This window comes from Castellaniella sp. S9 (genome assembly GCF_027257175.1).
Classification (GTDB): domain Bacteria; phylum Pseudomonadota; class Gammaproteobacteria; order Burkholderiales; family Burkholderiaceae_B; genus Castellaniella.
In genome coordinates, this window is sequence record NZ_JAPFGD010000007.1 from 231961 (window position 1) to 256946 (window position 24986).

Genomic DNA, 24986 nt, shown 5'->3' on the forward strand with positions numbered 1-24986 from the left:
CCGGGGCCGGCCGCATCGTTCAAACCTCAGACCGCCAGCCATTCCGCCAGCAGGGCCTCATTGCCCGCGATGTCCCCGGGCGCGCCCTCGCGGACGATCCTGCCCTGCCCCATGACGCACATGCGCGTGGACACGCGCAGCGCGATCGTGAGCTTCTGCTCCACGAGCACCACCGAGACGCCGCGCCGGTGGATGTCCTGGATACAGTCGCTGACGGCCGCCACGATGCGGGGCGCCAGGCCCTCGGTGGGCTCGTCGATCAGCAGCACGCGGGGATTGCCCAGCAGGGACCGGCAGATCGTCAGCATCTGCTGCTCTCCGCCCGACAGGCTGCCGGCCAGCGTATTGCGCCGCTCCTTCAGGCGGGGGAAATAGTCGAACATCTGCGCCGGGGTCCAGGACGGCGCGCCCTCGGCCGCCGGCTGTTCGCCCATGCGCAGGTTCTCGTCGACCGTCAGGTTGACGAACACCTCGCGCTCTTCGGGCACGTAGGCGATGCCCGCCCGCGCAATCTCGTAGGGCCGGCGGCCCGCCAGAGGCCGTCCCTGCAGCATCACCCGCCCCGAGGTGGGCGGCACCAGGCCCATGATCGCCTTCAGCGTCGTGGACCGACCCGAGCCGTTGCGGCCGATCAGCCCGACCACCTCATGGGGGCGGACCTCGAAGCTCACACCGTGCAGGACATGGCTCTTGCCATAATGGGCGTGCAGGTCCTCCACCTGCAGCACCGGCGTTTCGGCGATCATGCGGTGGCCTCCTCGCCCAGATAGGCCTCACGGACCTGGGCATTGCCGCGGATCTCGCCGGGCGTGCCGCTCGCGATGATGCGGCCATACACCAGGACACTGACTCGCTCGCTCAGCGAGAACACCACCTCCATATCGTGCTCCACAATCAACAGGGCGCGCCCCTGCGTGACCTCGCGGATGAGCGCCGTGGTGTACTGGGTCTCCTCCCGGGACATGCCGGCCATGGGCTCGTCGAGCAGGATGATCCGGGGATCGGAGGCCAGCGTCATCGCGATCTCCAAGGACCGCTGTTCCGAATACGAGAGCTCGCCCGCCACGGCGCCCGCGCGATGCCCGAGGCGGACGCTTTCGAGCAAGGCCTCGCTTTGCTCGCGCACCCGGCGATTGCGGTCGACCCACTGCCAGAAGCAATACTGCAGGCCATGGGACCGCATCACCGCAAGGCGGATGTTCTCGAAGACGCTCAGCCGGGGGAAGATGTTGGTGATCTGGAAGGACCGCGCCAATCCCAGCCGGTTCACGGCCTGCGGGCTGTGCCCGGCGATGGGCTCGTCCGCCAGGAAGATCCCGCCGGCGCTCGGACGCAACTGGCCTGAAATGAGATGGAACAGCGTCGACTTCCCGGCGCCGTTGGGTCCGATGATGGCATGCCGCTCATTCGCGCCCACCGTCAGGCTCACGCCCCGGATGATCTCCACCGGGCCGAAGGATTTGTGCACGTCCGCAAGGGACAGGATGGCGGCGCTCATGCGGTCCTCCCAGGGGAGGCCATGCCCGCGGCGCCGGCCGGCACCGCGGGCGCGGCCTCCTGCAGGCGGCGGACGACGGCCGTGGCGGCTCTCCAGCACAGCCAGCCGGCGACGATCAGGGCGGCGGGCGCCACCCACGTCCATGTGCCCAGAGGCGTCCAGTCGTGGCCGAACATGCGCACAGGGGGCCAGTGCCCCGCGCCGGCCGCCTGCGCGAGGCTGCGATAGTCCTGGGAGAACAGGCGCTGCAGCAGTTCTGTGAGGAACACGAGCGCGGCCGCATAGGCGCCCCCGGCCAGGACGTAGAGGCCGGCGGCCGGCGCCACCGCCCGCGCGCCATACCGCCTCGCCGATCCGCAAGCCAGGTCCAGCAGCCCAGCCAGGCCGGTGGGCATGAACATGATGACGAGCACGAAGAGCACGCCCTGGTACAGCAGCCAGGACTGGGTCAGGTCCGACACGGCATAACCAAAGAAAGTCACCAGCGCCGCGCCCAGCGCGGGACCGAGGAAGGCGTGGACGCCGCCGATGTAGGTGTTCAGCACGACCGCCGCGGACAGCGAGGTATCGAACATCACATAATTGGCCGATTCGTTGCTGAGGACCTGCAGGCTGCCCGCGATGCCGGAGAACATGCCGGACAGCGCGAAGATGAGCACGCTCACGCGGTGCACTTCATAACCGAGAAAACGCAGGCGGTGGCTGTTCTCCCGGATCCCCAGGGCAAGGCGGCCCAGCGGCGTGCGCGTCAACAGGTACAGCCCGGCCAGGCTCGCCAGCACCCAGGCCAGCGTCAGGTAGTAGACCTCGGTGGTGGACCCGAAGTCCCACCCCCAGGCGGGCATGCGCATCGACGAGATGCCCGCCTCGCCCCCGAAGACGCCCTTGAGCTGCGGCGCGATGGCGTGCAGCAGCTCGGCGATCGCCAGGGTGATCATGGCGAAATAGGCACCCGTCCGCTGCGTGGAGAACCACCCCGCCGCAAAGCCGAACAGCAGCCCGCCCAGGGCACCCGCGAGCGGCATCAGCGGCGTGGGCAGCAGGCCGGCCCCGTCCACCGCGTTCATGGCATGGATCGTGGCGAACGCCCCCACGCCGAAATACGCGGAATGCCCGAAGGACAGCATGCCGGCCTGCCCGCAAAGCAGGTTGTAGGCGCAGGCGAACAAGGCCGCGATCAACATGGAGATGGCGGCGTTCACCAGGCCATCCGACAGCAGCAGGGGCGCGGCGGCCAGCACGCAGACACCGGCCGCCAACAGGACCATGCGAACTTTCATGGCCTCACTCCTTGTCGCCCATGAGCCCGCTGGGGCGCACCAGCAGCACCAGCAGCATCAGGGCAAAGGGCAGGCTGGCCGCCAGGCTGGAGACCTTCAGCACCAGGATTCCGCCGATCTCGCGCGCCAGGTCGCCCGCGCCGAACAGGGCCATGAAGTCCGCCAGGGACGCGTCGATCCCCACCGCCACCGAGGTCACGATCCCGATGAGCAGCGAGGCCAGCATGGCGCCTTCCAGGGACCCGAGCCCGCCGATCACGACCACGACGAACACGAGCACGCCCAGTTCCAGCGCCATGTTGGGGCTGGTGGTGTAGAACGCGCCCGCCACGGCGCCGGCCAGACCCGCCATCGCCGCGCCCACTCCGAAGACGCCCATGAACACGCGCGGCACGTTGTGGCCCAGCGCCTCGGCCATCTTGGGCCGATGGATCGCCGAGCGCACCACGATCCCGACCCGGGTGCGCGAGAGCAGCAGGTAGATCGCCACGAACATGCCGATGGCCACGATCCCCATGAACAGGCGATAGGCCGGATAGTCCAGCGATCCCATCGTGAACGCGGCGAAATCCAGGCTGGCCGGCACCCGGTAGTTGACCGGGTAGTTGCCGAAGAACAGCTTGACCAGCTCCACGATGATGAAGGACAGTCCGAACGTGATCAGCAGCTCATGGGCGTGCCCGAACCGGTGCACGCGCCGCAGGATGTAGCGCTCCACCAGGATGCCGACGACCCCTACCAGCAGCGGCGACACGATGATCGCCGGCCAGAAGCCGAACACGTCCTGCAGGGCATACGCGAAATAGGCGCCCAGCATGTAGAAGGATGCATGCGCGAAATTGAGGATGCCCATCATGCCGAAGATGAGCGTCAGCCCGGCCGACACCATGAACAGGAGCAGGCCGTAGATGACGCCATTGAGCAGAGGCGTGGCAAGTTGTTCCATGGCGTCAATCGGGGCGTTGCATGCGGCAGCTGGCCTGCGCAGGCACCGCGGCCTCTTCCGCCGTGAACCGCTTCACCGGCTTGAAGCCCATGTCCGTCCCGTCGGCCTTGTACTTCGCATCGCGGGACACGACCGACACCGCCAGCGGCAGCAGGGCCTGGTGATCCTGGGCGCGCATGCTGAGCTTGCCCATCGGCGTCTCGATCGAGGCCTGTTCCAGCGCCAGCGCGAGCTTGCGGACGTCCAGCTTGCCGTCGCCGGCCGGCACCTGCCGGAGCGCCTCGCCCACCAGCAGCATGCCGAAGACGGTCTGGGGCTCGATGAAGGTCGGCTCATGGCCCGTCTTGGCCCGGTAATCCTGCATGAATGCCGCACCGGCCTCGCCGGCCGCCTCCGGGTTGAAGGTCTGCGCAACGTAGTTGCCCAGAGCGACATCACCGGCGTTGGCGATGTTGCCAGGCTGATCCAGGTAGACCGTGCCGAAGCGCGCCTTCAGGCCCGCCGTCTTGGCCGCCTTCATGAGCAGCAGCAGGTCGCTGCCCCAGTTGCCCGTCATCACCGTATCCGCGTGCGAGGCGGCGATCTTGTTCACATACGGCGAAAAATCCTGGATCTTGCCGACATCGTGCAGTGTTTTCTCGACCACGGTGTAGCCCCCGGCCGCCGCGCCGTCCACGATGGCCTGCTCCATGTCCTGGCCCCAAGAATAATTCTGGTTGATCGCATAGACCTTGGAGCCCAGGGCCTGATCCTGCTTCATGCCGGCCACCAGCGCGTTGACGCGCATCGGCGCATTGCCCGCGACGCGGAAGTGATAGAACTGGCACTTGTCGCCGGTGAGAGCCTGGGCCTCGGCACCGACGTTCAGATAAATGAGCTCCCGCCCGGGATTGCGCAGGTCCCATTTGCGAACGTCTTCCGTGATCTGGCCGCCGATCGCGGAGGACGCGCCCTGGACGACGATCTGCGCGCCGTCGGAGATCGCGGCCTTCAGCTTGTCGGCCGCGCCGGCCGGCCCGCCCTGGTTGTCATACTCCAGCAGCTCGAGCGGCTCGCCGTGCCAGCCGCCGTCCGCGTTGATCCGCTCGACGGCATAGCGCACGGCCGCCCGATAAGTCAGGCCCGTCGCGGCCTGGGGGCCGGACAAGGTTTCCACGAGGGCGATCTTGACGGGCGCCGCCGTCGCCAGCGCCGAAGCGAACATCAGCCCGGGCAGCAGCGCCATCTTCAGAACAGCAGGGGATTTCATGAGGGTCTCCTCCATGAGAACGATCAGCCGGCGCCCCAGCGGGCACCGGATGAAGGCATGTTAGAGACTGCCCCAGGGCCATCATAGATCGATTACGGACATCACCATATCTTTACCGGACATGGCGCGTCATGGCTTACCCTAATGCAACACCGCTCGATGCGACCGGTGCCAGGCCCGCCGTTCCTGGCCCGGCAAGCCCGCCAGCGGAGCGCCGCAAAGGGCACACGACTTGCATGGTATGACATCAGCCTCGTATGATCCGCGCTATCGCGGCTGAAATTCCAGCCACTGGGACCCCATGACTAAAACGCTGATCATTGCTGAAAAACCATCGGTTGCACTCGACATTTCCCGTGCCCTGGGCGGCTTCACCCGAGAGGGGGATTACTTCGAGAGCGGCGAGTACGTCCTGTCGTCGAGCGTCGGCCACCTGTTGAGCCTCGTTGCGCCCAACGACCCGGTACGCGGCAAGTGGAGCTTCGCGCATCTGCCGGTCATCCCGCCCAAATTCGAGCTGGGGCCGACCGACAAGCGCTCGGCCGAGCGCCTGAAGCTCCTGGTCAAGCTCCTCAAGCGCAAGGACGTGGGCGCGGTCATCAACGCCTGCGACGCGGGCCGCGAGGGCGAGCTCATCTTTCGCTATATCGTCCAGTACGCCAACGTGCACAAGCCGATCCAGCGCCTGTGGCTGCGATCCATGACGCAGGCGGCCATCCGCGAGGCCTTCGCCAATCTGCGCAGCGACGAGACCATGAAGCCCCTCGAGGCGGCCGCGCGCGCCCGCGCCGAGGCCGACTGGCTGGTGGGCATCAACGGCACCCGGGCCATGACGGCCTTCAACAGCAAGGACGGCGGGTTCTTCAAGACGCCGGTGGGCCGTGTCCAGACCCCGACCCTGGCGATCGTGATGGAGCGCGAGGAGCGCATCCGCCGTTTCGTCTCGCGCGACTACTGGGAGGTCCACGCCACCTTTGTCGCCGCCGCCGGGCTCTACGAGGGCCGCTGGTTCGACCCGGCATTCACCAAGGACGAACAGGATCCCGAGCGCCGCGATTCCCGCCTGTGGTCGGCCACGGCGGCCCAGACCATCGTCGCCGCCTGCCGCGAGCAACCCGGCACAGTCACCGAGGAATCCAAGCCCAGCACCCAGCAGTCGCCTGCCTTGTTCGACCTGACCACCCTGCAGCGCGAGGCCAACTCGCGCTTCGGCTTCTCGGCCAAGACCACCCTGGCACTGGCCCAGACCCTCTACGAACGCCACAAGGCCCTCACCTATCCCCGGACCGATTCGCGCTACCTGCCCGAGGACTACCTGGCCACGGTGCGCCAGACCATGCAGGCGATCTCGGGCAGCGAATCGGGCGTGGCCCGGGGCCTGCGGCCCTTTGCCCATCAGGCGATCGAGCAAGGCTGGATCAAGCCCAATCGCCGGATCTTCGACAACAAGAAGGTCTCGGATCACTTTGCCATCATTCCCACGCTGCAGGTTCCGCGCGAGCTCAGCGAGGCCGAGGCCAAGATCTACGAACTGGTCTCGCGCCGCTTTCTCGCCGTGTTTTTCCCGGCGGCGGAATTCCGCGTCACCACCCGCATCACCGAAGTCTCGGGCCACCGCTTCAAGACCGAGGGCAAGGTCCTGGTCTCGCCGGGCTGGCTGGCCATCTACGGCCGCGACGCCCAGGGCGAGGACGGCTCGCTGGTGCCCGTGGCGCAGGGCGAGGCCGTGCGCACCGAGGACATCGAGGCGCGCGGCCTGGCGACCAAGCCGCCGGCGCGTTTCAACGAGGCGACGCTGCTCTCGGCCATGGAGGGCGCCGGCAAGCTCGTCGACGACGAGGCCCTGCGCGAGGCCATGTCCGAGCGCGGCCTGGGGACCCCGGCGACGCGCGCGGCCATCATCGAGGGCTTGCTGAACGAAGGCTATTTGCGCCGCGAGGGACGCGACTTGGTGCCCAGCGCCAAGGCGCGCCAGCTCATGACCCTGCTCTCGGGCCTGGGCGTCAACGAACTCACCTCGCCCGAACTCACCGGCGAGTGGGAACACCGCCTGAAACAAATCGAGCAGCGCGACCTCGACCCCGCGGCCTTCATGCGCGAGATCGCGCAAATGACCCAGGTCATCGTCAAGCGCGCCAAGGAATACGAACGCGACACCGTGCCGGGCGACTACGCGACCCTGCAAACCCCGTGTCCCAAGTGCGGCGGCGTGGTCAAGGAAAACTACCGCCGCTATGCCTGCACCGCCTGCGATTTCTCGATCGGCAAGCACCCCGGCGGGCGCACCTTCGAGATCGCCGAGGTCGAGGAGCTGCTCGCCCGCCGCGAACTCGGCCCCCTGACCGGTTTCATCAGCAAGATGGGCCGACCGTTTGCCGCCCTGCTGCGCATCACCGACGAATACAAGCTCGAGTTCGATTTCGGCCAGAAGGACGACGAGGACGCCGAGGCCGTCGACTTTTCCGGCCATACGCCCGTCGGCCCCTGCCCCAAGTGCGGCGGCAAGGTCTACGAGCACGGCCTGAACTACGTTTGCGAACACTCGGTCGGCCCGGACAAGACCTGCGACTTCCGCACCGGCAAGATCATCCTCCAGCAGGAAGTCAGCGCCGCGCAGGCGACCAAACTGCTGACCGAGGGCAAGACCGACCTGCTCGAGGGCTTCGTCTCCAGCCGCACCAACCGCAAGTTCAAGGCCTACCTGGTGCGCCAGGCCAACGGCAAGATCGGCTTCGAATTCGAGGTGCGCGCGCCCAAGGCGGGCGCCAAGGCCACCGGCGCGGCGGCAAAAACGGCGGTCACCAAGACGCCCGCCAAGACCGCGGCCAAGAAAACCGCCACCAAGGCGGCAGCCAAGAAGGCCCCCGCCAAGAAGGCCGCGAAGAAAGCCACAAAAAAGGCCTCAAAGACGGCCGGCTAGGCACGAACCCTCACCATCTGCCGAGGTTCGGCCCCAGGGCCTGTCAGGCAAGGCGCAAAGCACAGCAATGGCAGCGCCATTGCGAGCATTTGCAACGCCGCCTGGCGGGCCCTGGGGCCGAATCCTAGCGGTAGGCGAGGTCGCGGAAGTACAGCGACAGCTCCGCCCAATAGGTGATCACCATCAGGCAGGCCACCACCACGCCGACGAAGGGCAGCAGGGGCCGGACCAGGCGCTCGATGGGCACCTTGGCCACCGTGCAGGCGGCGAACAGGTTCACGCCGAAGGGCGGCGTCACCATGCCCAGGGCCAGGTTCACCACCATGATCACGCCGAAATGGGCCGGATCGACGCCGAACTGGATCGCCACCGGCAACAACAGCGGCGCCAGCACCACGATGGAGGCCGAGGTCTCGATGAACATGCCGATGATGAACAGGGCGACGTTCACCCCCAGCAGGAAGCCGAGTTCGCTGCTGAACACCTGGGCCAGCCAATGGCCCAGCGCCATCGGCACCCCCGCGCGATTGAGCAGGAAGCCGAACACCCCCGCGTTGGCGATGATGAACATGATGATGGCCGTGGACACCACCGAGCGATGGAAGGTCTGCGAGAGCACAGGCAGGGTCAAGCGCCGATACACGAAGATCCCCACGACCAGCGCATAGGCCACCGCCACGGCGGATGCCTCGGTGGGCGTGAAGATGCCGCCGTAGATCCCGCCCAGGATGATGACGGGCATCAGCAGCGCCCACCAGGCGCGCCTGAACGCCGTCCACAAGGGCAGGCGCCCCTCGCCGTCGCGCTTGCCCAGGCCATGGCGGCGGGCATACAGCCAGACATAGCCCATCAGGGCCACGACGATCAGCAGGCCCGGCCCGATGCCGGCGATGAAGACCTCGCCCACCGAAGTGTCGGTCGACACCGCGTACAGAATCATGGGGATCGAGGGCGGGATGATGACGCCCAGTTCGGCCGCGGACGCCTGCAGCGAGGCCGCGAACGGCGCCGGATAGCCGTGCTTGACCATGGCGGGGATGAGGATGGCGCCCACCGCGAAGGTCGTGGCCACACTGGACCCGGCCACCGCGGCAAAGATCATGCAAGTCAGCACACAGCTGCAGGCCAGGCCGCCCTGCATCCCGCCCACCACGCTCTTGGCGAATTCGACCATGCGCTCGGAAATTCCGCCCGCCTCCATCAGGTTGCCGGCGAGGATGAAGAACGGCACGGCCATCAGCGGATACTTGTCCAGGGCCGCGTAGAGCTGCTGGGCGATGACCAGCCACGTCATGTGGCCGTCCCAGCCGACGCCCAGCATGCTGGCCAGGCCGATGGACACCGCCACCGGCACCGTCAGCACGAAAAACATCAGCATGGATACGACCATCAGCTGGGACATGCGCCGGCCCTCCGGGACTCAGATATTGTCGATGTGCTGGCGCCTGGGGCCCTCGGCCCAGTACGCGAGGACGGCGGCCAGCGACAGCACGGCGCCGATGGGGATGGCAAGATAAACCCACGAGATCGAGGCATCCAGGCTGGGCATGGTCTGGAAGCGCACGCGCCAGGTCATCTGGGCCCCCACCCAGGCAAGGAAGCCCAGGAAGCCCACCACGATGACCAGGACCAGGTGCTCGAGGCGCCGCGCCCGGGTCCCTCCCAGCAGGTTATGCAGCATGTCGACGCTGAGCATGGCGCCCTGGCGAAACGCCAGGGCCACGCCCAGCATGACCGCCCAGATGACCGAGGCCCGGGTCCAGGCTTCGCTCCAGGCCGAGGGCGACTCCAGCACGAAGCGCGCCAGGACCTGGTAGAAGCCCGCCGCCACCGCGCTGAACAACAGCCACTGCGCGATCAGCGAGACCCCGCGGTACAGGCCGCGGTCGATGCGGGCGATGAGGCGCATGGTCTTACTGGGTGTTGCGGATGGCGTCGACCAGCTCCTGGCCGAACTGCTTGTAGTATTGCGGATAGACCGGCTCGACCGCCTTCACGAAGGCTGCGTGGTCGACCGTGTTGACCGCCATCCCATGGGACTTGAGTTCCTCGACGCCGACCTTCTCGACGTTGTCGACGAAATCGCGCATAGCCTGGGCCGAGGCCGCGGCGGCCTCCTTGAAGTGGGTCTTGTCGGCATCGGACAGCGCGCCGTAGGCCGAGGGCGACATCAGCACCAGCGCGGGGCCATAGACGTGCGCAGTCAGCGACAGGTATTTCTGCAGCTGCCACATCTTGACCGACACGATCACCGACAAGGGGTTTTCCTGCCCGTCGATGGTGCCCTGCTGCAGGGCGGTCGCGACCTCCGGCCAGGCCATGGGCGTGGCCAGCACGCCGAGTTCGCGGAAGGCTGCGATGTGGATCGGGTTTTCCGTGGTGCGGATCTTGAGGCCCTTGATGTCGGCGGGCTCCTTGACGGGACGCACGTTGTTGGTCAGGTGCCGGAAGCCCTGCTCGCCCCAGGCGAGCGCGACCAGGCCGCGCTTCGGAAACTCGGCCAGCATGTCCTGGCCGATCTTGCCGTCCAGAACCTTGCGCGCATGGGCCAGGTCGCGGAACAGGAAGGGAATGTCGAACACGCCGGTCTGCGGCACGAAATTCAGGGTGGCGCCCGTGGACACGATCGCCAGGTCTATGGTGCCCAGCTGCAGGCCCTCGATCACCTCGCGCTCGCCGCCCAGCGCGCTGTTGGGGAATTGCTCGATCTTGAACGCATCGCCGGCGCCGCCTTGCAGGGCCTGCACGAAGGCCGCCGCGCCCGCCCCGTAGTGCGAGTTCTCGGACAGGGCATAGGCCATTTTCAGCGAGGTCTGCGCAAGGACCGGCGAGGCCGCCGTCGCGCCCGCCAGAGCCGCGGCGGCCAGCCATTTGAACATTCGTTTCCCGTATTGCATGAGCAATTCTCCCGATGATTATTCTGTGTGCCGTGCGCCGAAGCGCCGCACGCGCACGTTCCACGACGAATTCAAGCACGAATCCGCATCGCCATTCAAGCACGGCATCGCCCGCATCAACCCCCAAATCCCCTTCCGCCGCCGGGTCATGGGACGCCGCGCCCTCAGGCCTCGACGTACCAGGTATCCTCGGACAGCATCACCTGCTGGTGGCCGTAGCCCGCCGGCATCATGGGAAAGCAGTTCTGCAGCGGCACCACCGCCACGTCCAGGAAATACGGGCCGTCATGGGCCAGGCAGGCGGCCAGCGCGGCCTCCAGGTCATCCGGATGGTCGACCCGCGCCGCCCCCCAGCCGAAGGCGCCGGCCAGGGCCACGAAATCCGGAATCGAGGCATTGTAGCTATGGCTGTAACGCCCGTCGTGTATCAGTTCCTGCCACTGGCGCACCATCCCCATGTGGCCGTTGTTGCACAGGATCAGCTTGACCGGCGCGCGATGCTGCGCCGCGGTGGCCAGTTCCTGGATGTTCATCAGCACCGAGGCGTCGCCGCTGACGCAGACGACGGTCTTGTCGGGATGGGCGATCTGGGCGCCGATGGCGGCCGGCAGCCCATAGCCCATCGTGCCCGCGCCGCCGGAGGTCAGCCAGCGGTTGGGGCGCGCGATGCGGATGTACTGCGCGGCCCACATCTGGTGCTGGCCCACGTCGGTGGCGACGATGGCGTCGCCCCCCTGGAGGGCGGCGTCGAGGCGCCGCATCAGGTCCTGGGGCAGGATGTGTTCGGCGGAGGGCTCGAATGCCAGGCAGTCCCGCGCCTGCCAGACGGCGATGCGCTGCCACCACTCGTCCAGGCGGCCGGCCTCGGGAGACTGAGCGCCCAGTTCCTTGTGCAGGGCGCGCAGCAAGGGGTAGCAATCGCCGACCAGGGCCACGTCGGCGCGCACCACCTTGTTGATCGAGGCCGGGTCGATGTCCAGGTGGATCTTGTCGGCATGGGGACAGAAGTCCGACAGCCGGCCGGTGATGCGGTCATCGAAGCGCGCCCCGACGCAGACGATGAGGTCGGCGTGGTGCATGGCGAGGTTCGCCTGCAGCGTGCCGTGCATGCCCAGCATGCCGAGGAACTGCCGGTCGTCGGCCGGGTAGGCGCCCAGGCCCATGAGGGTCAGGGTGCAGGGCGCGCCGACCTCCTGGACGAGGCTGCGGAACGCGTGGCAGGCGTCCGGCCCCGAGTTGATGAGCCCGCCGCCGCCGTAGAACACCGGCCGCCGGGCGCGCGCGATCAAGGCCGCCGCGCGCTTGAGCGCCGCCTCGGTCGCCGCCGGCAGGGTTTCGGCCACGGCCGGCGCCTCGGGTTCGGCGCGCAGGCAGTCCGGCGGGACCAGCGCCGTCTGGATATCCTTGGGAAAGTCCAGCAGCACGGGGCCGGGACGCCCGCTGCGCGTCAGGCGCAAGGCCTTGGCCGCCAGCGCGGCCACATCCTCGACCCGGCGAATCTGGGCGTTCCATTTGGTCACCGGCCGCGAGATCCCCACCGCATCGCACTCCTGGAAGGCATCGGTGCCGATGGCGCTGGTGGCCACCTGGCCGCTGATGCACAGCACCGGAATGGAATCGCACAGGGCATCGAGCAGGCCCGTGGTGGTGTTGGACATGCCCGGCCCCGAGGTGACCAGGACCACGCCCGGGCGCCCGGTCGAGCGGGCATAGCCCTCGGCGGCGTGCATGGCGGCCTGCTCGTGGCGCACCAGCACGTGGCGGATGCGGGTTTCGGCATACAGGGCGTCGTACAAGGGCAGCACGGCGCCGCCCGGATAGCCGAAGACCGTGTCCACCCCCAGGGCGATCAGATTGTCCAGCAGGACCTCGGCACCATTGCGGCCGGGTGCGTTCACATTCGCGTTCATGAAACCTTGGAGCGCCAAATCAGGGATAATGGCCCAGTTTATCGCTTTTCATCCTGCTCACGCCCCATGGCCACACGTCGACCCTGGCACATCGTCCGTGCATCCCCCTTGCACGGCACGGGCGTGTTCGCCGCCCGCGACATCCCGGCGGACACCCAGATCTTCGCCTACACCGGTCGGCGCCTCACGTCCGAGCAGGCGGACGCGCGCTGGCCCGTGAATCCCGACGACCCTTACCACACGTTCTATTTCTCGCTCAGCTGCGGCCTGGTGATCGACGGCGGCCAGCGCGGCAACGACGCCCGCTGGGTCAATCATTCCTGCGCCCCCAACTGCGAGGCGCGCGAAAACGACGAGGGTACGCGTGTCACCATCCACGCCCTGTGCGACATCCCCGCCGGGACGGAACTGCTGTACGACTACGGCCTGGTCACCGAGGAAAAGCTCACGCCCACGCTCAAGCGCCATTACCGCTGCCTGTGCGGTGCGCCCGACTGCCGCGGCACCATGCTCGCCGTGACTGGCAAGGCCGCGGAAAAGCCCGCCAAGCGCCAGAAAGCAAAAGCCGAGCCCAAGAAGGCAAAGGACAAGAAAAAATCCAGGAAGTGAGGCCCACCCCTGGGATACTCCCGAATGGCAGGAACGCCAGACCGCGCTAGTATGAGGGGCATTTTCCACCCCCAAACACCCATGTCCCCACCCCCCGACCGCCCCGAACCCGGCGAGTACGCCGCCGCAGCCACCATCCCGCCGCCCGATCCGCCCGTCCGCGTGCCGCTGCGATTCGAGGACTGGATCACCGTCCTCACCATCGGCACCCTGGCGGTGATCACCATGGCCAACGTCATCGTGCGCTACCTCACGGACGAGTCCTTCGCCTGGACCGAGGAAATCTCGATTTTCCTGCTCATCGTGCTGACCATGAGCGCGGGCGCCTCGGCCTTCGTACGCAACCTGCACATCCGCATCGAGCTGTTCGCCGACGGCGGTCCGACCATCCGCCGACGCCGGCTGGCGATCCTCGCCCACGGCATCACGCTGGCGTTCTTCGTGATCCTGACCATCCTGCTGGGGCGCATGGCGCTCGACGAGTACAACTGGGGCGACACCTCGCCCGCGATCGGCGTGCCGACCTGGTGGTATTCCATGTGGCTGCCCGTGCTGTCCGCGGCGATCGCGCTGCGGATCGCGGGCCTATTGCGCCGGCGCCTGCGAGAGCCCGCATGATCCCCTGGCTGCTGTTCATCCTGTTCGTCGGCCTGATGGTCATCGGCGTGCCGGTGGGCGTGGCCCTGGGCGCGGCCGGCACGCTGGCCATCGCGCTGGCCAACCCCGAGACCCATTGGTTCGGCCTCATGGCGGTGTCGCAGAGCTTCTACGCCGGGCTGGCGAAGTATCCCCTGCTGGCCATCCCGATGTTCGTACTGGTCGGCTCGATCTTCGACCGCTCGGGGGTCGCGGCCCGCCTGGTGCGTCTGGCCGTCGCCATCACCGGGCACGGCCCGGGCATGCTGGCGGTGGTGGCGATCGGCGTGGCGATGTTCCTGGGCGGCATCTCGGGCTCGGGGCCGGCCTGCGCGGCCGCCGTGGGCGCCGTCATGATCGGGGCCATGAACCGCGCCGGCTATCCGCCCGCCTATTCAGCCAGCGTCGTCGCCGCCGGCGCGGCCACCGACATCCTGATCCCGCCCTCGATCGCCTTCATCGTCTACTCCATCCTCGTGCCGCAGGCTTCGGTGCCCGCGCTGTTTGCCGCCGGCATGGTGCCGGGCATCCTCGCCGGCATCGGCCTCATCATCCCCGCCGTCTGGCTCGCGCGCCGCAGCGGCATGGGCGAACAAGCGCGCGCCGAGCCCCGGCCGCCATTCTGGCGCAGCCTCTACGAGGCCCTCTGGGGCCTGGCGGCGCCGGTCATCATCCTGGGCGGCATGCGCATGGGCTATTTCACGCCCACCGAGGCCGCGGTGGTCGCGGTGTTCTACGGCCTGTTCATCGGCATGGTCGTCCACCGCACCATGACCGTGCGCGACCTGTTCCCCATTCTGCGCGAGGCGGGCGAGCTCTCGGCCGTGATCCTGCTGGTGGTCACGCTGGCCGGAATATTCGCCTGGTCGCTGTCCACCCTGAGCATCATCGATCCCATCACCCAGGCGATCGTGCATTCCGGTCTGGGCGAGCATGGCGTGCTGGCCCTGCTGATCCTGCTGCTGATCGTCCTGGGCATGTTCCTGGACGGGATCTCGATTTTCTTGATCTTCGTGCCCCTGGTCCTGCCCATCGCCCAGGCATTCGACTGGGACGTGGTGTGGTTCGGCGTGCTGCTCACCCTGATGGTGGCCGTCGGCCAGTTCACCCCGCCCATCGCCGTCAACCTGATGGTGTCCTGCCGAATCGCCAACGTGCCCATCGAGAGCACCATCCGCTGGGCGCTGTGGCTGGTGGGCGGCATGCTGTGCGCCTTGGCACTGGTCATCCTGTTCCCGCAGACCGCCTTGTGGCTGCCGCATTACCTGGGATACTAAGGCCTGTTAACACGACTCACATTCGATACCACACAGAGGAGGAGTCCTTCATGAAACTGCGCAACCTGCTGGGGGCCGCCGCGTTTGCCGCCGCCACCCTGTCGGCCACGGGCGTCGCCCAGGCCGCCGACTACAAATCCGAATACAAGCTGTCCATCGTGGTCGGCACCACCTTTCCCTGGGGACAGGGCGCGGTGATCTGGTCCGATCTGGTGCGCGAGCGCACCGACGGCCGCATCAACATCAAGATCTATCCCGGCACCTCCCTGGTGCAAGGCGACCAGACCCGCGAGTTCACCGCCATCCGCCAGGGCGTGATCGACATGGCGATCGGCTCGACCATCAACTGGTCGCCGCAGGTCAAGGAACTGAACCTGTTCTCGCTGCCCTTCCTGATGCCCGACTACCCGGCCATCGACGCCCTGACCCAGGGCCCGGTCGGTGAAAAGCTCTTCGACACCCTGTCGCAGAAAGGCGTGGTGCCCCTGGCCTGGGGCGAAAACGGCTACCGCCAGCTCAGCAATTCCAAGCGCGCCGTCAAGGCGCCCGAGGACATCAAAGGCATGAAGCTGCGCGTGGTCGGCTCGCCCCTGTACATCGACACCTTCACCGCCCTGGGCGCCAATCCCACGCAAATGAGCTGGGCCGACGCCCAGCCGGCCCTGGCCAGCGGCGCGGTCGACGGCCAGGAAAACCCCCTGTCCATCTATGCGGGCGCCAAGCTCTACGACGTGGCCCAGAAATACCTGACCCTCTGGAACTACGTCGCCGATCCGCTGATCTTCGTGGTCAACAAAGAGGTCTGGAACTCCTGGACGCCCGAGGACCAGAAGATCGTGCGCGAGGCGGCGCTGGAGGCCGGCAAGCGCGAAATCGTCATCGCGCGCCAGGGCGTGACCGCCACGGACGATTCCCTGCTCAAGGAAATCGAAGGCCACGGCGTCACCGTCACGGTGCTCTCGCCCGAGCAGATCGACGCCTTCGCCAAGGTCACCCAGCCGGTGTTCGACAAGTGGGCCAAGCAGATCGGCGCCGACCTGGTCAAGCAGGCTCAGGCCGACATCGCCAAGCGTTGAGCCTTGCATGATGGTGCGGCGGGCCGGCACGCCGCACCATCATGCTGATCGGTTTCGCCCGGCGTGTCCTTGCCGCCCAAGGTAGGCGCCTGAGAGGGCGCAGCAATGCCTATCCTCGCGATCCGCCCGCGGCAAAGCGCCGATACGCCTGTTTTATGACCACCAACGCAAGTATTGCCAGCCCGACGCCGATCGGTGCGGGTTGCGGCGAAATCAGTACGAGGCTGGCGGCGAACAGGGCGCAGCGTTCGGGCACAGTGCTTCTGACGAGCAGGAAACCGCCCATGGCGCTACTCGCGGCCGTGATCGAGAACAAGAGCATCGTGATCGAGAACAGGTAGTAGCCAATATGTGCGTCCTGCAATAGCAATGCCGGATTGAGCATGAAGGCGTAGGGCACGATCAGCGCACCGATGGCGAGCTTGAATGCGATCACGCCGGTACGCATCGGATTGGCGCCGGCAATGCCCGCGCCGGCATAGGCGGCCAAGCATACGGGCGGCGTGATATCGGCGAGAACGCCAAAGTAAAACACAAACATATGGGCGGCGATGACGGGGGTGCCAAAGTGCGCCGCCAGGATGGGTGCGGCCACGGTGGCCGTGACGACGTAGTTCGCCGTGGTGGGCAGCCCCATGCCCAGGACCAGGCAAGCCAGCATCGTCATGATCAAGGTCAGGGAAAATTGCCCCGCGGCGATCTCTATGACGGTCGATGCGAGCTTGCCGCCCAGCCCCGTGATGGTGACTGTGCCGGCAATGATGCCGGCGGTTGCGCACGCCGCGATGACGGGCAACGCCGCCCGCGCACCGGCTTGCAGCAAGCCCAGCAAGCTGCGCCAGTCCAGGCGGTCCTCCGCTGACACAAAACTGACCCCAATCGTTGCGCCGATGGCCAGCAAGGCCGCGAACGTGGGCGTGCGGCCGCTCAGCAGCACAAGAACAATGACGAGCAAAGGCGCGAAGAGATACAGTTTCCTCAGGATGATGCTGCGCCGGGGCAGGTCTTCCTTTCGGAGACCGGTGATCCCCATCCGCTTGGCTTCGAAATGCACCGATATGAAAACACCAAGAAAATACAGGATGGCCGGTCCCGCCGCCAGGACAATGATTTCGTTGTAAGGAACGCCGGTCATGGCGGCCATGATGAACGCCGCCGCCCCCATGACCGGCGGTGCGAGCTGCCCGCCGGTCGATGCCGAGGCCTCGGTGGCACCGGCGAATTCCGGGCGAAAACCGGCCTGCTTCATCATGGGGATGGTGAACGAGCCGGACGCCACGGTATTGGACACTGAGCTGCCAGACACCATGCCTTGCAGGCCGCTGGCGATGACCGCGGCCTTGGCGGGCCCCCCTGTAAAGCGCCCCACCGCCAGGAATGCGATGTCAGTAAAAAACTTGCCCACATTGGTTTCGATGAGCACCACACCGAAAAACAGGAACAGATAGATGAATGTGGCCGAGACCTGTATCGGCGTCCCAAACACCGAGGAGGTCGTGAAGAATGATTCCGTGGCAAGCCGGCTCCAGCTCATGCCCGAATGGGTGAACACTGGACTGTAGTTGCCAAACAAGCTGTACATCAGGGCCACGACCGCAATGATGACGATCGGCGCACCGACGCTTCTACGCGTGGCTTCCAGCACCAGCACGATCCCGGTCGACGCGACAACGACGTCCATGCCGCTATAACCGAACAGAATCGCATCATCGACCAGGCGGTCGTAGTTGAACTGGATATAGAAACAAGCCCCGGCCGCGGCGGCGGCCAGCACCAGGTCGACGATCCTGCGCCATGTCGTATCCCGATGCGCGGGCGAGATCGGATAGACCAGAAAGATCAGGGCGCTGGCCAGCCCCAGGTGGATCGCCCCCTGAATGATCGAGACATAGGCGCCAAAGAAAGCGGTATAGAGCTGGAACAGGCTCAGCAGCGCGCCCAGCACGTATACCGTTCTTTTCCACCGTGTCGCGCTTTGCTCAGCGTTGCCCTCGGTGCCCAATCCGACAGAGGACGGATCGGGCGCCTGGGGATTCTTTGAGTGATCCATCATGTGCGTGGCTCGGTCGCGGGGCTGGCCGCCCACATCATGGCAGGACGTTCTTTTCCTTGAAGAACCGCTCGGCCCCCGGGTGCAAGGGCATGCGAGAGCCCTCGGGGATGGCCGTATCGATACTGACGACGTTCTTTGCCGACGACGTCAGGTCACCCGCATGCTCGTAGAGGGTCCGGGTGATCTGGTAGGCAAGGTCAGGGCTGACTTTGGTCTTCGAGGCGAACATGCATGACCAGTCCGATACCGTGCTGACAGGCGATGGGCTGAAGTCGTAGCTGCCCGCCTTGATCGTGTACGGAGCAAAGTCGCTGTTCTTCAGCAGCGCGTCGAGCTGCCGTCCCGCAATGGGCAATAGCTTGACGCCACCCTTTGCGGACTCCAGCTCTTGCAGCCCCGGAAACGGGACGGGCTGCACCTCGATGATGGCATCCAGGTTGCCGTCCCTGAGCTTCTGGCGCGCATCATCGGACGCTTCGGGATAGGCGCGTATATCGCCCTCCGCCAAGCCATACGCCGAGAGCAGCGCCCGGGCGGCGAGCTGGTTGGCCGAGCCCGGTGCGCCGATCGCCACGCGCTTGCCTTTCAGTCCCTCGATCGAATCGATACCCGTATCAGCCAAGGTGAAGACATGCAGCGCATAGGGCTCCAGGCAACCCAGCAAGCCGACCGCCGTGGTGTCCAGGTTCTTGTATTTGCCCTCACCGCTCAGCACCAGCTGGGCGGTGGTGGCCTGCGCCAGTCCCAGCTCGATTTCGTTGCGGCTGATCTTTGCAAGATTGTCGACGGACCCGCTGGTCTGGATCGCAGACACATTCAAGTCCGGAACATCGATACGCTTTACAAAAATGTTCGCGTACTCCGAACCCATGGTGTAATAACCGCCGCCCGGGTTGGCCGTACCCAATTGCAAATTGCTCGTGTATTGCTCACCTTGCGCCTGGACGATGCCCGTCGCGGTAAGGGCGATTGCCGCCGATGACAGGGCTGTGATCAGCCTTCTAGTGGTTTTCGTGCGCTCGAACTGGATTCGCAGCATGGATGCCTCCTTTTGACAGGTATGACCGAATACGGACACTTCAGCTTGTCGAAATCAAACGGACATCGGCAATATGAAGACCCGATTCATTGAGAATGATGGGGTTGAACTCCAGATCCACCAGGTTTTCCACCCTGAGGGCGGTGGATCCAACATCGACAATCAAACGTGCAAGCGCCTCCACACTGATCGACGGCATGCCTCGATAGCCCGCCAGGAGCTTCGAGATACGCGTCTCGAGAATCATCTCCCTGGCTTCCAACGGCGTGATGGGCAGCGCACGGAAGGCGACGTCCTTGACCGCCTCGACCGTGATTCCGCCTGCGCCAAATGCAATCAGGGGGCCGTAGTCCGCGTCCAGGGTGACGCCCAGGAACAATTCGGTACCCCGGGCGATCATCGGGGCCACCAGCACGCCCTCGATGCGTGCTTGCGGACATGCATCGCGAATGCGCGCCGTCATGTCCCCGTATACGCCCGCCGCGCTGTCCGCGTCGACGCTCAGCCGCACACCGCCGACATCCGACTTATGGCTGAGTCCATCGGCCACGATCTTCAATGCGCAGGCCACACCGAAGGCCTGGACGCGCTCCCGCGCCTCGTCGGCACTCCGCGCCAGGGACCAGGGACCGGTCTCCATGCCATGGGCCTCCAGCAGACGACGGGCAGCGGGCTCCGGCATGGAACCGGGGGACGGCGCATCGGCCGATCGCTCATCGATCCGCATGCGCACAGGTCCCTGGAGCCGTTGGAAATCGGCGCCTCGCGTCCGCTCAGCGATGCTGCCCAGCCAGGCGCCACGCTCCACCACGGCCCGCACACAGGCGACCGCATGCTCGATGGAGCCGGTGACCGGAATGCCGCGATCGCGCAAATGCGCATGCGGGCTGGGCCGCCGATGTTCATAGCAGCTATGGACCACGATGGGAAATCGCCGGGCGTGCGCCCACTCCGCAATGGCCCGGCAGGCCTCGTCCTCCGCCGGCTTCTCGGCACTGTCGAAGCGCAGATGATAACCACCCAGCAAACCCACGATGAGAACAAGGCCGACATCAGGATCATCGTGCAGAATCTGCACGCATCGCGCGAACAGTGGTGGCGACGCATCGATGGCGCTGGCGACGTCGATGGGATTGCCCACGACGGCGGTATCGCCCAGTTGCTCGCGCAAGGCGCCACGGGTTTGTTCCGACAGCCTGGCCAGGCGTATGCCTGCGGCCTCGAGATGGTCGACCGCAAGTGTTGCATGGCCTCCGCCATCGCTCAATACGGCGACCCCAGCGCCCGTCCTGGGCAGTGGCAGGCTGGACAGCGCACCCGCCACGATCGCCAACTCGTCGGAGCGCTCGACCAGGGTGACCCCGACCTGCCGCATGACCCCCACGGTCGGCCGATCACTGCCGGACACGGAACCCGTATGGGACAACGCCGTCCGGCGTCCCGCATCGGAACGCCCCCCACGCAGCAATACGACAGGGTGAGTGCGCGCCACCTCGGCCGCCGCGGCAAGCAGTGCGCGCCCATCATGGAAACCCTCGGCATGCAGCGCGATGGCCTTGACCGAGGGCCGCAACGCCATGGTCGTCAACAGCTCCGAGAACCCGACATCGATCTGGTTGCCCAGGCCAACGTAGACATCCAGTCCCGGCGTGGCGTGTTTCTCGATGTCCGCCAATAGGGACAGCAGCATGTTCCCGCTTTGGGTGATGGCGCCGACAGGGCCGTGCCGCGTCGCCTGCCGCAGGCCCACCAGGTCGGCGCCGCAGCCAAAATTGATCATCCCCGAGGTGTTGGGCCCCACGACTCGAATCCCGCCCTGCGCGATGAACCGCTTCAGTTCTTCCTGCAGTCGGGCGCCCTCGGGCCCCGACTCTTTGAAACCATTGGCGAGCACTACGGCGCCGGCAACGCCTTTCCGCCTGCATGCCGCCAACACGTCGAGGACGTCCGCGGCGGGTCGCGCGATGACGGCCAAATCGACGTTGTCGGGCAGCGACAGGACATCGGTGACCACGGCGAGGCCCAGAATGGCGCCCCCCCGCGGATTGACCGGAAAGATGGGATGCGGATAGCCATTGCGCTGCAGGGACTGCACAATCTGGTATCCACGCTTGCCCGGATTCGCTGACGCGCCGATCACCGCGATGGAACAGGGCTCCATGAGCCGGCTGACCGGGTCGCGCAGTTTGTCGCAAAGGGTGTCCATGCCGCACTACTTCCCGACAAACCTGGCTGGCCGCCTTTCCGCGAAGGCGCGCACGCCTTCCTGCCAGTCCGCCGTGCGCATGATCGCCAGCAGATCCCGCGCCTCTGAGCGAAATACGTCGCCGTGGGCACCGCTTTGATTGAGCGCCGATTTGATGCGTGCTATGGACAGCGGGGCATTCGCGCAAAGTCCGCCCGCCAGTTGTTGCACAGTCTCTTGCAGGTCTTCGGCGTGACACGCGCTGCTTGCCAAGCCGCAGTCGGCCGCCTCGGCTCCCGTCATCTGCCGCCCCAGGAAAAGCAGCTCGCAGGCCTTACGCATGCCGACCAGCCGGGGAAGCCGCTGCGTCACGCCGCCGCCGACATACGTTCCAATCGCCGCTTCCGGGAAACCGATACGGGCATCCTGCGCCATCACCAGGAAATCAGCCGAGGTGGCGATCTCGGCGCCCCCGCCAAGGGCGTACCCATGAACCTGCGCAATGACGGGCAGCTTCATGTGCTGGATTTGGGCGCAGACCTCCTGGCCCAGCATCACGTAATCCACCCGGTCCTTGGCCGATCGCTCACCCGAGCGATGCGCCTTGAGATCCGCACCGGCGCAAAACGCCCGTCCACGGCCCGAGAGAACCACGCAGCGGAGGCTTTCGTCCGTTTCGGCGGCCCGCAAGGCGTCCAGGGTTTGCTGATACAGCGCCTCGTTTACGGCATTCAGGCGCTCGGGGCGGTTAAAGATAATGTGGAGGCAGCCGCCTTCCCGCTCTGTAATGACTTCTGACATCGTGTGCGACCCCATGAATGGATGACTCAGTGTAGGGTTTGCATTGATGCAGGTCCAATATAATGTCATGATACATTAATGATCTATGAGCATTAATATCGACATCCGGCAGATGCGCGTCGTGCTGGCAGTGCTGGACCGAGGCGGTTATACCGCCGCCTCGGAGGCGCTTCATGTGTCGCAATCCGCCATCAGCCGCACAGTGCAGGAAGTGGAGCTGGCGCTGGGGACCGCTGTATTCACAAGGACGACCCGTAGCGTCGCACCGACGCCGGATGGCGCGCATTTCCTGAACATCGCGCGAAACATCGTCACCCAGTTCGACCGGGGCCTGAATCATTTTTCCGGTTACCTCGAAGGAAAGCAGGGCACCGTCATGCTCGCCACGGTCAGCTCGGTGGCCAGCACCTTGCTGCCCGAGATCCTGTCCAATTTCTGCCAGCTACGGCCCGACGTGAGCGTCTCGATCCAGGACGGGTTCTCCGAAGAGACGCTGGAGCGGGTCCTGCATGGAACAGTGGATCTCGCCCTGACGGCCGTCCACAGCGAGATCGCCGGATTGGTGATGGAGCCCATCGCCGCTGACCGCTTTTTATGCATCTACCGGCCCGATCATCGATTCGCGCGGATGCCGCGAATCGCATGGCCGGACTTGCAGGATGAGCCGGTCATCGCCTTCGACAGGCGCAGCAGCATTCATCTGCAGATCGATGTGCTCCTCGGCAGGCTCGGCATTGCACCCAGGACCGTACTGCAAGCGCGCGAGGTCAACGCGATCGCGGGGCTCGTGTCGGCCGGCATGGGGATCGCCATCATCCCGGCTTTACTGTTGCCCACCGTACAGTTCGTCAGTCTCGAGCACCAAGTCATCCAGGATCCTGTGCTCGAACGCAAGATATGCATCGTCTACGATGAGCTGCGCCCACTCGCCCAGCCGGCGCGCGCGCTCATGCAGGCCCTGCGCAGCGCGCCGCGGCAGGACATCACTTTGCCCACGCAGGTGAGCTGGTGCGATGCAGGCGGTCCAGAGGCACCCGCATTCTCTCATACCCGCCCCATATCACCTTAGACCTCGCCTGTCAGCATCCGCAATTCGACAGTGGCCTCACCACGGTCTGTGGACACCCAGGCACTCCGATCCGTGACATTGACGTTCAGCGACATGCCGCGCTCGGCGAGCTCCGCGAGCGCGCGTGTCGCCTCGGCCGGCAGGGCATACACCGTCAGGTTCCCGGCACGCGCGACCCGGTCGCGCACGCCGGCCCACCAGACCTCGGCCCCGCGGCCGTAGGCGAATACGATCACCTCTTCCGCGCGCCCGCACGCCCTCAGGATGCGGCGCTCGTCCGGCAGGCCGACCTCGATCCACTGCCGGATCGCACCCGTCAGGTCCAGGCGCCACAGGTCGGGCTCGTCGGTTTCGCTCAGGCCGCGGGTGAACGCCAGGCCCTCGTCGCCGTCGGCGAGCAGGGCGTAGGCCAGCAGGCGCACCATCAGGCGCTCGTCGGTTTCCGACGGATGGCGGGCCACCGTCACGGCGTGACTGCCATAGTAGGCGCGATCATTGTCGGCGACGTGGATCTCGGCTTTGTAGATGGTTGCGCGCAGCGCCATGGCGTATCGGTCCCGGAGGCGGCCTTCGCGCCGGGCGGGCGGCGGCCGAAAAGTCCTTAGTCTAACGCGCGCCGCTGCCACGGACCCGCCGTCAGGCGTGGCGGCGTATGATGGACCGACGGCATTTCACTGCATCCCGAGGAACCCACCATGCCCTGCTACAGCTTCGAAGGCCTCATCCCCGTCATTCACCCCACTGCCTACGTCCATCCCACGGCGGTGCTGATCGGCGACGTCATCGTCGGCCCCGGCGTCTACGTCGCGCCGCTGGCCTCGCTGCGCGGGGATTTCGGACGCCTCATTTTGGAGGAAGGCTCGAACCTGCAGGACCACTGCATGATGCATGGCTACAGCGATGCCGACACCATCGTCCAGGCCCATGGCCACATCGGCCACGGCGCCATCCTGCATGGCTGCACCATCGGCCGCAACGCGCTGGTGGGCATGAACTCGGTCGTCATGGACGGTGCCGTCATCGGCCCCGACAGCATCGTGGCCGCCATGAGCTTCGTGAAGGTCGGCTTTCAGGGCCAGCCCCGCCAGTTGCTGGCGGGTTCGCCCGCACGGGTGGTCCGCGCGGTCACCGACGCCGACCTGGACTGGAAAAATATGGGCACTCAGGAATACCAGGCCCTGGTCGGGCGCTGCACCCGCAGCCTGCGCGAGGCCGAGCCGCTGCGCGAGGTCGAGGCCGGCCGGCCCCGCCTGAAAGGCGTCACCGACTTGGGAACCGTACGGCAGGACCGGCTGCCCGCCAAGGCGCGGACGGTGGGCGCCCCGACCTGAGGCGCGCCGGCCACCCGCGGGTCATCGAGAGCTATCTGGGCTTGGGTCGGCGGGCGCCGGATCGCTAGCGGGGGCGGCGCGCGTGGCGCGCCAGTGCAGCCATTCGCCGACGATGCCGCGGCGGAAGGCCATCACGCAGACGATGAAGATCAAACCGATGACGATGGTCACCGATTCGCCCAGGATGCGGAACCACTCGATGCCGGTCTG

The 24986-nt window shown here is 66.3% G+C and carries 21 protein-coding genes and 1 pseudogene; 7 read left to right on the plus strand and 15 right to left on the minus strand.

Annotated elements, in window-relative coordinates; all coding sequences use genetic code 11:
* Positions 1-26: 26 nt before the first annotated feature.
* From OOZ48_RS13315 to OOZ48_RS13335, 5 genes are read right to left on the minus strand one after another with little or no spacing between them, the layout of a single operon-like run.
* A complete protein-coding gene (locus OOZ48_RS13315) occupies positions 27-746 on the minus strand; it encodes an ABC transporter ATP-binding protein (RefSeq protein ID WP_269499097.1) in 720 nt (239 codons plus the stop codon).
* Positions 743-1498: an ABC transporter ATP-binding protein gene (locus OOZ48_RS13320; protein ID WP_269499099.1), complete on the minus strand. Its 756-nt coding sequence runs from the start codon at positions 1496-1498 to the stop codon at positions 743-745. The genes OOZ48_RS13315 and OOZ48_RS13320 overlap by 4 nt, the downstream gene beginning before the upstream one ends.
* Complete coding sequence (locus OOZ48_RS13325) at positions 1495-2778, minus strand: branched-chain amino acid ABC transporter permease (RefSeq protein WP_269499101.1); 1284 nt, start codon at positions 2776-2778, stop codon at positions 1495-1497. Before OOZ48_RS13325 ends, OOZ48_RS13320 begins: the two co-directional genes overlap by 4 nt.
* A 4-nt stretch (positions 2779-2782) precedes the next feature.
* On the minus strand, positions 2783-3724 hold the full coding sequence (locus OOZ48_RS13330; RefSeq protein WP_269499103.1) for a branched-chain amino acid ABC transporter permease: 942 nt from the start codon (positions 3722-3724) through the stop codon (positions 2783-2785).
* 4 nt (positions 3725-3728) lie between these two features.
* Positions 3729-4973 carry a branched-chain amino acid ABC transporter substrate-binding protein gene (locus tag OOZ48_RS13335; protein ID WP_269499105.1) on the minus strand — a complete coding sequence of 415 codons (1245 nt, stop codon included), beginning with the start codon at positions 4971-4973 and terminating at the stop codon, positions 3729-3731.
* A 301-nt stretch (positions 4974-5274) separates the two neighbouring features.
* Here OOZ48_RS13335 and OOZ48_RS13340 point away from each other — a divergent pair, with 301 nt between their 5' ends.
* A complete protein-coding gene (locus tag OOZ48_RS13340) occupies positions 5275-7893 on the plus strand; it encodes a DNA topoisomerase III (protein WP_269499108.1) in 2619 nt (872 codons plus the stop codon).
* Positions 7894-8017: 124 nt separating this feature from the next.
* On the opposite strand, the gene OOZ48_RS13345 is transcribed toward OOZ48_RS13340, so the two are convergent.
* From OOZ48_RS13345 to ilvB, 4 genes are all read right to left on the minus strand, one after another.
* A complete protein-coding gene (locus OOZ48_RS13345; protein ID WP_269499110.1) occupies positions 8018-9295 on the minus strand; it encodes a TRAP transporter large permease in 1278 nt (425 codons plus the stop codon).
* 18 nt (positions 9296-9313) lie between these two features.
* Entirely contained in the window at positions 9314-9802 is a 489-nt protein-coding gene (locus OOZ48_RS13350; RefSeq protein ID WP_269499112.1) for a TRAP transporter small permease, read from the minus strand.
* Positions 9803-9806: 4 nt separating this feature from the next.
* Positions 9807-10790, minus strand: coding sequence for a TRAP transporter substrate-binding protein (locus OOZ48_RS13355; protein ID WP_442867587.1), 984 nt, complete (start codon positions 10788-10790; stop codon positions 9807-9809).
* Positions 10791-10954: 164 nt separating this feature from the next.
* Entirely contained in the window at positions 10955-12700 is a 1746-nt protein-coding gene (gene ilvB, locus OOZ48_RS13360; protein ID WP_442867588.1) for a biosynthetic-type acetolactate synthase large subunit, read from the minus strand.
* A 66-nt stretch (positions 12701-12766) separates the two neighbouring features.
* Between ilvB and OOZ48_RS13365 the strand changes: the two genes are divergently transcribed.
* From OOZ48_RS13365 to OOZ48_RS13380, 4 genes are all read left to right on the plus strand, one after another.
* Complete coding sequence (locus OOZ48_RS13365) at positions 12767-13309, plus strand: SET domain-containing protein (protein ID WP_269499117.1); 543 nt, start codon at positions 12767-12769, stop codon at positions 13307-13309.
* An 81-nt stretch (positions 13310-13390) separates the two neighbouring features.
* Positions 13391-13927, plus strand: coding sequence for a TRAP transporter small permease (locus tag OOZ48_RS13370; RefSeq protein WP_269499119.1), 537 nt, complete (start codon positions 13391-13393; stop codon positions 13925-13927).
* Positions 13924-15222, plus strand: coding sequence for a TRAP transporter large permease (locus tag OOZ48_RS13375; protein ID WP_269499121.1), 1299 nt, complete (start codon positions 13924-13926; stop codon positions 15220-15222). The genes OOZ48_RS13370 and OOZ48_RS13375 overlap by 4 nt, the downstream gene beginning before the upstream one ends.
* A gap of 50 nt (positions 15223-15272) precedes the next feature.
* Positions 15273-16298, plus strand: a complete 1026-nt coding sequence (locus tag OOZ48_RS13380; RefSeq protein WP_269499122.1) for a DctP family TRAP transporter solute-binding subunit — start codon at positions 15273-15275, stop codon at positions 16296-16298.
* Positions 16299-16407: 109 nt separating this feature from the next.
* Here the strand turns inward: OOZ48_RS13380 and OOZ48_RS13385 are convergent, their stop codons facing one another.
* From OOZ48_RS13385 to OOZ48_RS13400, 4 genes are read right to left on the minus strand one after another with little or no spacing between them, the layout of a single operon-like run.
* Entirely contained in the window at positions 16408-18351 is a 1944-nt protein-coding gene (locus tag OOZ48_RS13385; RefSeq protein ID WP_269499123.1) for a TRAP transporter permease, read from the minus strand.
* Positions 18352-18385: 34 nt separating this feature from the next.
* On the minus strand, positions 18386-19390 hold the full coding sequence (locus OOZ48_RS13390) for a TAXI family TRAP transporter solute-binding subunit (protein WP_269499125.1): 1005 nt from the start codon (positions 19388-19390) through the stop codon (positions 18386-18388).
* Positions 19391-19430: 40 nt separating this feature from the next.
* A complete protein-coding gene (locus OOZ48_RS13395) occupies positions 19431-21596 on the minus strand; it encodes an acetate--CoA ligase family protein (protein ID WP_269499127.1) in 2166 nt (721 codons plus the stop codon).
* Positions 21597-21602: 6 nt separating this feature from the next.
* The gene (locus OOZ48_RS13400) at positions 21603-22376 is read right to left on the minus strand and encodes an enoyl-CoA hydratase/isomerase family protein (RefSeq protein WP_269499129.1); all 774 of its coding nucleotides are present in this window, start codon (positions 22374-22376) and stop codon (positions 21603-21605) included.
* Between the two features lie 85 nt (positions 22377-22461).
* Between OOZ48_RS13400 and OOZ48_RS13405 the strand changes: the two genes are divergently transcribed.
* Entirely contained in the window at positions 22462-23445 is a 984-nt protein-coding gene (locus tag OOZ48_RS13405; protein ID WP_269499131.1) for a LysR family transcriptional regulator, read from the plus strand.
* Here OOZ48_RS13405 and OOZ48_RS13410 read toward each other — a convergent pair.
* Entirely contained in the window at positions 23442-23990 is a 549-nt protein-coding gene (locus OOZ48_RS13410) for a YaeQ family protein (RefSeq protein ID WP_269499133.1), read from the minus strand. The two genes, OOZ48_RS13405 and OOZ48_RS13410, sit on opposite strands and share 4 nt — an antisense overlap.
* 150 nt (positions 23991-24140) lie before the next feature.
* Here OOZ48_RS13410 and caiE point away from each other — a divergent pair, with 150 nt between their 5' ends.
* A complete protein-coding gene (caiE, locus tag OOZ48_RS13415; RefSeq protein ID WP_269499135.1) occupies positions 24141-24776 on the plus strand; it encodes a carnitine operon protein CaiE in 636 nt (211 codons plus the stop codon).
* A 21-nt stretch (positions 24777-24797) separates the two neighbouring features.
* Here the strand turns inward: caiE and OOZ48_RS13420 are convergent.
* Positions 24798-24986, minus strand: a pseudogene (locus OOZ48_RS13420) (hypothetical protein); the annotation flags it as partial.